This is a genomic window from uncultured Agrococcus sp. (assembly GCF_945915485.1).
Taxonomy (GTDB): Bacteria; Actinomycetota; Actinomycetes; order Actinomycetales; family Microbacteriaceae; genus Agrococcus.
Genome location: NZ_CAMEFJ010000087.1, coordinates 1 through 10,410, shown reverse-complemented (window position 1 = coordinate 10,410; position 10,410 = coordinate 1). Strand labels below are relative to the sequence as shown.

The 10,410-nt window shown below is 63.9% G+C and carries 4 protein-coding genes and 1 pseudogene; all 5 read left to right on the top strand.

Going from position 1 to position 10,410, the window contains the following annotated elements; all coding sequences use genetic code 11:
• A partial coding sequence (locus Q0O95_RS11625; protein WP_293698781.1) for a DNA-directed RNA polymerase subunit beta occupies nucleotides 1–2,315 on the top strand: 2,315 nt, incomplete at its 5' end.
• A 37-nt stretch (nucleotides 2,316–2,352) separates the two neighbouring features.
• A complete protein-coding gene (gene rpoC, locus Q0O95_RS11620; RefSeq protein WP_293698778.1) occupies nucleotides 2,353–6,240 on the top strand; it encodes a DNA-directed RNA polymerase subunit beta' in 3,888 nt (1,295 codons plus the stop codon).
• Nucleotides 6,241–6,462: 222 nt separating this feature from the next.
• Nucleotides 6,463–7,782 (top strand): hypothetical protein, encoded by a 1,320-nt coding sequence (locus Q0O95_RS11615; RefSeq protein ID WP_293698775.1) that lies wholly within the window; start codon nucleotides 6,463–6,465, stop codon nucleotides 7,780–7,782.
• A 200-nt stretch (nucleotides 7,783–7,982) separates the two neighbouring features.
• The gene (locus Q0O95_RS11610) at nucleotides 7,983–9,230 is read left to right on the top strand and encodes a hypothetical protein (protein ID WP_293698772.1); all 1,248 of its coding nucleotides are present in this window, start codon (nucleotides 7,983–7,985) and stop codon (nucleotides 9,228–9,230) included.
• A gap of 131 nt (nucleotides 9,231–9,361) precedes the next feature.
• Nucleotides 9,362–10,410 (top strand): annotated as a pseudogene (locus Q0O95_RS11605) (hypothetical protein); the annotation flags it as partial.

Genomic DNA, 10,410 nt, shown 5'->3' with positions numbered 1-10,410 from the left:
TGTCGACGCAGGACATCGAGGCGATCACGCCGCAGACCCTGATCAACGTGCGCCCTGTCTCGGCCGCGATCAAGGAGTTCTTCGGCACGAGCCAGCTCTCGCAGTTCATGGACCAGAACAACCCGCTCGCGGGTCTGACGCACAAGCGTACGCTTTCGGCGCTCGGCCCCGGCGGTCTGTCGCGCGAGCGCGCGGGCGTCGAGGTACGTGACGTTCACCCGTCGCACTACGGTCGCATGTGCCCCATCGAGACCCCGGAAGGCCCGAACATCGGTCTCATCGGTCGTCTCGCCACGTACGGTCGCATCAACGCGTTCGGCTTCATCGAAACGCCGTACCGACGGGTCGTGAACGGTGTCGCCACCAAGGACATCGACTACCTGACGGCGAGCGATGAGGACGATTTCGTCGTCGCGCAGGCCAACACCGAGCTCGACGACAAGGGCAAGATCATCACCGAGCGCGTGCTCGTTCGGAAGAAGGGCGGCGAGGTTGAACTCGTTCAGCCCGACAGCGTCGACTACATGGATGTCAGCCCCCGCCAGATGGCTTCGGTTGCGACGAGCCTCATCCCCTTCCTCGAGCACGACGACGCGAACCGCGCCCTGATGGGGGCGAACATGCAGCGACAGGCAGTGCCGCTGCTCCGCAGCGACGCGCCGCTCGTCGGTACCGGTATGGAGGGCTTCGCCGCTATCGACGCGGGCGACGTCATCACCGCGAAGAACCCCGGTGTCGTCGCAGAGGTTTCGGCAGACGTCGTGACGGTGCAGCTCGACGAGGGCGGCACCGAGAGCTACTACCTGCGCAAGTTCGAGCGCTCGAACCAGGGCACGAACTACAACCACCGCGTTATCGTTTCGGCCGGTGAGCGCATCGAGGCAGGCGAGGTCATCGCCGATGGCCCCGCAACGGACGGCGGCGAGCTCGCGCTCGGCAAGAACCTGCTCGTGGCATTCATGCCGTGGGAGGGCCACAACTACGAGGACGCGATCATCCTGTCGCAGAACCTCGTGAAGGACGACGTGCTCTCCTCGATCCACATCGAGGAGTACGAGGTCGACGCCCGCGACACGAAGCTCGGTAAGGAAGAGGTCACGCGTGATCTGCCGAACGTTTCGCAGGATCTCCTGGCCGACCTGGACGAGCGCGGCATCATCCGCATCGGTGCAGAAGTCATGCCCGGCGACATCCTCGTAGGAAAGGTCACGCCGAAGGGCGAGACCGAGCTCAGCGCAGAAGAGCGTCTGCTCCGTGCGATCTTCAACGAGAAGAGCCGCGAAGTTCGCGACACCTCGCTGAAGGTGCCCCACGGTGAGCAGGGAACCGTTATCGCCGTCAAGCAGTTCAACGCTGAAGAGGGCGACGACGAGCTCGGTTCGGGCGTACACGAGAAGGTTGTCGTCTACATCGCGCAGAAGCGCAAGATCACGGAGGGCGACAAACTCGCGGGCCGCCACGGCAACAAGGGCGTTATCGCCAAGATCCTCCCGGAGGAGGACATGCCGTTCCTGGCCGACGGAACCCCCGTCGACATCGTGCTGAACCCGCTGGGCATCCCGAAGCGCATGAACTTCGGTCAGGTGCTCGAAACTCACCTCGGCTGGATCGCCGCGACCGGTTGGAAGGTCGACGGTAAGCCGGAATGGGCAGAGAACCTGCACCAGGATGCGTTCGAAGCCACCCCTGGCACTCGTGTTGCGACTCCCGTGTTCGACGGTGCTCGCGAGGACGAGATCATTGGCCTGCTCGACTCGTCGCTCCCGACCGCTGACGGTCAGCGACTCGTCGACGGCTCGGGCAAGGCGAGCCTGTTCGACGGCCGCTCCGGTGAGCCGTACCCGTACCCGATCTCGGTCGGCTACATGTACATCCTGAAGCTGCACCACCTGGTCGACGACAAGATTCACGCGCGTTCGACCGGTCCGTACTCGATGATCACCCAGCAGCCGCTCGGTGGTAAGGCGCAGTTCGGTGGTCAGCGATTCGGTGAGATGGAGGTGTGGGCACTCGAGGCATACGGTGCCGCCTACACGCTGCAGGAGCTCCTGACCGTGAAGTCCGACGACATCGTCGGCCGCGTCAAGGTCTACGAGTCCATCGTCAAGGGCGAGAACATCCAGGAGCCCGGCATCCCGGAGTCGTTCAAGGTGCTCATGAAGGAGATGCAGTCGCTCTGCCTGAACGTTGAGGTGCTCAACGCGAACGGCGACGTCGTCAGCCTCCGCGATGACGAGGACGAAGCGCTCCGCACGGCCGAAGAGCTCGGCATCAATATCTCCCGCCCGGAACTCTCGTCCATCGACGAAGTCTAGATCCGGCTGAACAGCTAGAAGTAAGGGAAACACGTAAGTGATCGACGCAACCACGTTCGACGAGCTCCGTATCGGCCTCGCGACCGGCGACGACATCCGCGGATGGTCGTTCGGTGAGGTCAAGAAGCCCGAAACCATCAACTACCGCACGCTGAAGCCGGAGAAGGACGGTCTGTTCGGTGAGCAGATCTTCGGACCCTCCCGTGACTGGGAGTGCGCGTGCGGCAAGTACAAGCGCGTGCGCTTCAAGGGCATCATCTGTGAACGATGCGGTGTAGAGGTAACGAAGTCCGCAGTCCGCCGCGAGCGCATGGGCCACATCGAGCTCGCAGCTCCTGTGACGCACATCTGGTACTTCAAGGGTGTTCCGAGCCGCCTCGGCTACCTCCTTGACATGGCGCCGAAGGACCTCGAGAAGGTCATCTACTTCGCCGCCTACATGGTCATCGATGTCGACGAGGAGGGCCGCCACGAGGACCTCCCCGGTCTCGAGCAGGAAATCCGCCTCGAGATCGCCGAGACGCAGAAGCGCGCAGACGCCGACATCGCGGCACGCATGAAGGAGGCCGAGGAGCTGCTCGCACAGCTCGAGGCAGACGGTGCCAAGGCCGACGCCATCAAGAAGGCGCGTACCGAGGCCGAGAAGGACGAAGCGGCCATTCGCAAGGCGGGCGAGGAGCAGATCCGTCTGCTCGAGCGCGTCTTCGACGAGTTCCGCAACCTCCAGGTCGGCGACCTGAAGGCAGAGGATGCCGTGTACCACGAGCTCGAGGACCGCTTCGGCGACTACTTCGAGGGCTACATGGGCGCCGAGGCGATCAAGCGCCGCCTCGAGAACTTCGACCTCCAGGCCGCCGCTGACGAACTGCACACGCAGATCGCAGAGGGGAAGGGCCAGCGCAAGATCCGTGCGATCAAGCGCCTCAAGGTCGTCAACTCGTTCCTGCAGACCGGCAACAGGCCGGCCGCAATGGTCCTCGATGTCGTGCCGGTCATCCCGCCGGAGCTTCGCCCCATGGTGCAGCTCGACGGTGGCCGCTTCGCCACCAGCGACCTGAACGACCTCTACCGCCGCGTTATCAACCGCAACAACCGCCTCCGCCGCCTGCTCGACCTCGGTGCTCCCGAGATCATCGTGAACAACGAGAAGCGCATGCTGCAGGAAGCCGTTGACGCGCTGTTCGACAACGGCCGTCGCGGTCGCCCCGTGACGGGAACGGGTAACCGCGCCCTGAAGTCGCTCAGCGACATGCTGAAGGGCAAGCAGGGTCGATTCCGTCAGAACCTGCTCGGTAAGCGCGTCGACTACTCCGGCCGTTCGGTCATCGTGGTCGGTCCGCAGCTCAAGCTGCACCAGTGCGGTCTGCCGAAGCAGATGGCGCTCGAGTTGTTCAAGCCGTTCGTCATCAAGCGCCTCATCGACCTGCAGCACTCGCAGAACGTGAAGCACGCGAAGCGGATGGTCGAGCGTTCGAAGCCGCAGGTGTGGGATGTTCTCGAAGAGATCATCCGTGAGCGCCCCGTGCTGCTGAACCGTGCACCCACGCTGCACCGTCTGGGCATCCAGGCGTTCGAGCCGCAGCTCGTCGAGGGTAAGGCCATTCAGCTGCACCCGCTCGTGTGTGCCGCATTCAACGCCGACTTCGACGGTGACCAGATGGCTGTTCACCTGCCGCTGTCGGTCGAGGCGCAGGCCGAGGCTCGCGTTCTCATGCTCGCTTCGAACAACATCCTGAAGCCCTCTGACGGCCGCCCCGTTACGCTGCCGTCGCACGAGCTGGTTTCGGGTCTGCACCACCTGACGACGCTCAAGCCGGAAGCCGAGGGCAACGGCCGCGCATTCTCCTCGATAAGCGAGGCGATCATGGCGATGGACCAGGGATCCCTGGACCTCAACGCCCCGATCAAGCTGCGTTTCAAGGAGATTGCGCTGCCCGAGAGCGCACGCCCCGAGGGCTATGTCGAGGGTGAGCCGCTGCTGGTCGAGACGACGCTGGGACGCGCTCTGTTCAACGAGCAGCTGCCCGCCGACTACCCGTTCGTCGAGGAGACGACCACCAAGTCGGTGCTGTCGTCGATCGTGAACGCGCTTGCCGAGCGCTACACGAAGACCGAGGTCGCGGCAACGCTCGACCGCATCAAGGATGCCGGTTACTACTGGGCGACCCGTTCGGGTATATCGGTTGCGCTGTCGGATGTCATCACGCCTTCCGGCAAGGCCGAGATCGTCGCGACGGCTGAAGATGCCGCTACGAAGATCCAGTCGCAGTTCGACCGCGGTCTGCTGTCGGACGCCGAGCGTCGCCAGGACCTCACGGAGCTCTGGACGAAGGCTACGAACGACGTGCAGGCGGCGACCGAGGCGGCGTTCGATCGCGACAACTCGATCTACCGCATGGTTACGGCCGGCGCGAACGGTAACTGGATCCAGATCCGGAACATCACCGGTATGCGAGGGCTTGTGACGAACCCGAAGGGTGAGGTCATCCCGCGTCCGATCGTGTCGTCGTACCGAGAGGGCCTCTCGGTCGCCGAGTACTTCATCGCGACGCACGGTGCCCGCAAGGGTTCGGCCGACACCGCTCTGCGCACCGCGGACTCGGGTTACCTGACCCGTCGTCTCGTCGACGTTTCGCAGGATGTCATCATCCGCGAAGACGACTGCGGCACCGAGAAGGGTCTCGAGTTCGTGATCGCCGAGAACGTCGACGGCACTCTCGTGCAGAACGAGCTCGTCGAGTCGACGGCGTACGCACGCAACCTCGCTTCCGACGTCGTGGCGCCTGACGGATCCGTGTTGGCATCCGCAGGCGATGACATCGGCGACGTGAAGATCACCGCGTTCATCAAGTCGGGTGTCGAGAGCGTCAAGGTGCGCTCCGTTCTGACCTGCGAGTCGAGTGTCGGTGTCTGCGCGGCCTGCTACGGGCGTTCGCTCGCGACCGGCAAGCTCGTCGACATCGGTGAGGCCGTCGGCATCATCGCTGCCCAGTCGATCGGTGAGCCCGGTACCCAGCTGACGATGCGTACCTTCCACACCGGTGGTTCCGCGGGTGCGTCCGACATCACGCAGGGTCTCCCGCGTGTGACCGAACTGTTCGAGGCGCGTACCCCGAAGGGCGCATCGCCTATCGCGGAGGTCGCCGGTCGAGTTCGCATCGAAGAGGACGAGAAGAGCCGTAAGGTCATCATCACGCCCGACAACGGCGATGAGGAGATCAGCTACAACGTGCTGAAGCGTGCAACCCTCGAGGTTGTCGACGGCGATCACGTTGAGCAGGGCCAGCAGCTGCAGGTCGGTTCTATCGACCCGAAGGAGGTGCTGCGCATCCGCGGCATCCGCGAAGTGCAGAAGCACCTCGTGTCGGGCGTCCAGGACGTCTACCGTTCGCAGGGTGTGCCGATTCACGACAAGCACATCGAGGTCATCGTTCGTCAGATGCTGCGCAAGGTGACGGTTGTCGACCACGGCGAGACCACGCTGCTTCCCGGTGAGCTCGTCGACCGTACGTACTACAACGACGTCAACCGCGGCGCACTCGTCGACGGCAAGAAGACGGCAAGTGCTCGTCAGGAAGTCATGGGTATCACCAAGGCTTCGCTCGCGACCGAGTCGTGGCTGTCGGCGGCCTCCTTCCAGGAGACGACGCGCGTGCTCACGCAGGCCGCGATGGACGGAAAGCGTGACCCGCTGGTCGGTCTCAAGGAGAACGTCATCATCGGTAAGCTGATCCCGGCCGGAACAGGACTCTCGCGCTACCGCGATGTCTCGGTCGAGGCGACCGAGGAGGCGAAGGCGGAGCGTTACCCGAACCGTCTGTTCTCGGACACCTGGGATGTCAATGACGAGAGCCTCGACTTCGTCGACTTCGACACGTTCACCGCTGGTGAGTCGTTCGGCGATGAGCCCGGCAAGTTCGTGTAACGCCTAGGCGCTGGCGAAACGAGCCCCCGGCTGGATCCACCAGGATCCTGCCGGGGGCTTCGTCGTATCGCCCGTCTGTTCGTAGCCCGCCAGAGTTGCGTAGCTGCCGCGAGTTCATGCAATACTAGTTATTGATAATCGTTACCATTATCAATACATGAACCCCGCCGTTGATGGCGGGCAGCGTAGAAAGGAGCAACCCCGCAGGGGGATTGCACAACTATGGCAACTTTGACCAAATCGCGTTTGCGCGCGTCCGCAGGAGTGTCGCTCGTGGCCGCGCTCGCCCTGACCGGGTGCAGCGCCTCACCAGCTGAAGACAGTGACAACGATCAGGACCATGAAGACCACACGAGCGAGGAGCAAGGAGCGGAAGAGACCCAGGGGCCCCAGTCGCGGCTCGTCATGACGTATGACGGCGGCGTCATGGTGATCGATGCTGCGAGCCTCGAAACGGTGGCGGAGCTCGAGATCGACGGCTTCAATCGCATCAACGTTGCCGGCGACGGACGCCACGTGCTCGTCTCGACGCAGGGCGGGTGGCAAGTGCTGGATGCCGGCACCTGGACGGAACCCCACGGGGACCACACGCACTCCTACGCCGTGGAGCCGGCACTCACCGATCTGCTGATCGAAGCGGACACCCCCGCTCATGTCGTGAACCACGACGGCAACACGATCCTCTTCGACGACGGGACCGGTGACGTAACCGTCCTCCACAGCGACGACTGGGGCGAAGCCATCGACCACGGTCACGTCCATACGGTTCGCGAGTATCGGGCACCCGAGGCACACCACGGAGTGGCGGTGACCGTCGGCGACGACATGCTGTTCGTGACGACGGGGAACGAGGACGGTCGTGACGGAGCGGTTCTGCTGGATGCGAACGACGAGGTGGTGGCCGAGTCCGATCAGTGCCCCGGCATCCATGGCGAAACGACCGTCGGCGACAACGTCGTCGCGGGTTGCGAGGACGGTGTGCTGATTCTGCACGGAGACCACTTCCACAAGATCGATGCGCCGGACGACTTCGGCCGGATAGGCAACGCGTTTTCGGTGGACGGCTCCGAGATCGTCCTCGGTGACTACAAGAATGATCCGGAAGCGGGCAACGAGTTGAGTGATATCGCCCTGATCGACACGGAAGCCGAATCGATGCAGATCGTGGATACGGAGTCGACCTACACCTGGCGCGGACTCGCACGAGGCATGGATGCTTCGGCGTTGGTCCTCGGCACGGATGGTTCGTTGCGGGTCTTCGACGAGGAATCGGGAGAACTGACAGCGACAATCCCCGTGATCGAGGCGTGGACCGCGCCGGAGGAGTGGCAGAGCGCCCACCCGGCCATCGCAGAGCACGACGGATTCGTCTACGTGACCGACCCCGAGACGCAGACGATCCACGTGGTCGACTACGCGAGCGGTGAAGTCGTCCGCTCCGGCGAATTGCCGCACGCACCGAATGAACTCGTCGTGTCCACGGCTGAACTGCCGGAGGCGGGAGCGCACGATCACGACGAGGAAGGCGATCACGATCACTGAGCGCTGAGACCCCCCGAGAGCCCGCGCGAAACAGCCCGCGCGGGCTCTTCGGCGCCTCGGTAACGCTCGGAGCAGTTCCGCGCGTACAGGCGCGCCTCAGGTTCGGCACCCCCGATACTCCTTAGAATCCGTATGGAAAGCGCTGTCCAGTCTGGCGATGTCAGGGAGGGGCAGCAGTGAACAGCTGTTAGGGAGACGCCGTGACCGACCAGAACGATCAGCCCCAGGGCTGGCGCGACCGGCTTTTCGGTGAGAACCGTGCCGAAACCGAAGACGCGTCGGCAGCCGAGCAAGAGTCTGCGAACGAAACGACCCGGCCCGAAGGCGAGGTGGCCGACGAGCGGCAGGATGACGCAGCACAGCACGAGGAGCAGCAGCGTGCCTGGCAGGCCGCGTTCGACGGCGACGATTCCCCCTCGACCGCCGAGTACCGGCCGTCACCCGCGAGTGCGCCTGCGCCGGACGCCGAGGTGGAGCCCCGAGTCGTCCTCCCCTCGAGCCTTCGGGGTGACAACCCGACCGGCGAAATGGATGAGATGGATGCCGACTCCTCGCCCGAGCTGGTCGAACCGGCACGCCCCCAGCTCAGCCTTCGTCGTCGCGAGCGCGCGATCGAAGACGCGAAAGAGGCAGAGCGTGCTGTGAGCGGAGACGAAGAGAAGCCGCTCGCAGATGCCGTGCACGAGGATGCGGCGCAGGAACCGGCTGCCGAAGCGCATGCTGAGGACACCGTTGCGGTGGACGAGCAGGAGACCGTCGTCGTCGACGAGTCGACTCGAGCAATGGACGCCGTCGAGTTCGAGACGGAGCCGACCCCGGAAGAGACCGTGCAGACGGAGCCGGAGGCCGACGCAACCGCTCGATTCGTGGCGCAGCAGCAGGCGACGCAGTTCGTTGAGGAGCCAGAAGCACCGCGCAAGCGCGGTGCGCGCGGAACGGGTCTTTCGGTAGCGCTGCTGTCGACGGTCGTGTTCGCGGGCCTCTTCGGGGTCCTGATCTACGGCTACCTGTTCCTCGTGACGAGCCCGGAAACGTTCGACCCGAATGTGATCGTCGAGCTGTGGCTCCTCCCGAGCCTGCTCTTCGCTTCCGCAGCGTTCCTGATCGGCTACATCATCCTGACGCTGATCGTGAATCGCGCCGGCTGGTGGGCGCACGTGCTGGGTGGATTCATCGTCGCCCTGCTCGTGTACGCTGCGACCGTCGTCGGGTTGAACTTCGAAGCGAACGGCGGATGGGACGCCGGCTTCGGCGAGATTCTCACGTTTACTCGTGAGGGCATCAGGGAGAGTGTCTTCGCGCCGGTAGCGATCATCGCCTTCGTCCTCGCTCGCGAGGTGCCGATTTGGCTGGGTGGCATTGTCGGCAGGCGCGGGCGCAAGCAGCGCGAGCGCTACGACGCCGAACTGGCGGAGCACCGCGAACGCTACGGGTTGAACGAGGACTGATAACCACTGCGCTTCGGCGCGCTGAACCCTTCGTGAATACCAACTAGCCGCTTCACCCGCACAGGATGCATCGGCTATCCTTGTTCGCGTAGAAAACACGGTAACGAGGCTGCAGCCTCAGTACGTGTCGAGTGACTGTTTCGTGCGACGAGGGTTGGGTGTTCGGGGTGCTGCGCTTCATCAAGGAGAGGAAGCGCGCAGCCGCATCCATCGGCATCATCACCGCGGCCGCTGTCGGCCTCGGTGTCATGGCATTCACGCACCCGGGATTCACTACGACCGACGTCGATATGCACGACGGTGGCGTTTGGGTGACGAACCTCGAGAGGAGCGAGGTCGGCCACCTCAATTACCAGGCGCAGGAACTGGATGCGGGCTTGTCGATCGCATCCGACAACTTCGATGTCGTGCAGAACGATGGCACGGTCCTCGTCATCGACCGCGAGAACCACAACCTCAATCCGGTTGACACCGGGCAAGCGATCTTCCGAGGCAGCGTTGCCCTTCCCGGCGACGTTGCCGTGACGATTCGCGGAGGTACCGTCACGGTTTTGGATCCGCTGGACGGTCGGCTCTGGGCGATGTCCGTGGACCGCGTCGGCTTTTTCGATTTCGAGGATCAGGATCCCCTCGCAGTGCTCGGACAAGGAAGCGCAGCTACGGCGGACGAGGAAGGCAATGTGCACGCCGTCTCGGCGGAAGACTCGATGGCGTATACGTGGGAGTCCGCCCCTGACGGATTTGCGCCCGCAATCGAAAGCGAGCGGGAAGAACTCGGCCAGGCATCCGAGCTCCAGATCACCGCAGTCGGGGAGGAACCCGTAGCGCTGGACGCGGACTCGGGTACGGTATTCCTGCCACAAGCGCTTGCCAGCGTTCCTCGCGGTGCACAGCTGCAGCATCCGGGAGCGGAGCATCCGCACGTTGTCATCGCGACAGGCGAGCAACTCATCCGTCAGCCGTTGGGCGGTGGGGATGCGCAGGTCGACGACTACGCGTCGGGAGGGCCGGCGGTCGCCCCGGTGCAGGTCGAATCCTGTGTCTATGCGGCGTGGCCGGGCAACAGCAGGGTCGTTCGTGACTGCGAGGATGAGACTGCGAACTTCGACGAGACCATCGAAAGAGCGCTCAGTGACGGTGTTGTGTTTCGTGAGCATCGTGGTGTTGTTGCGTTGAATGA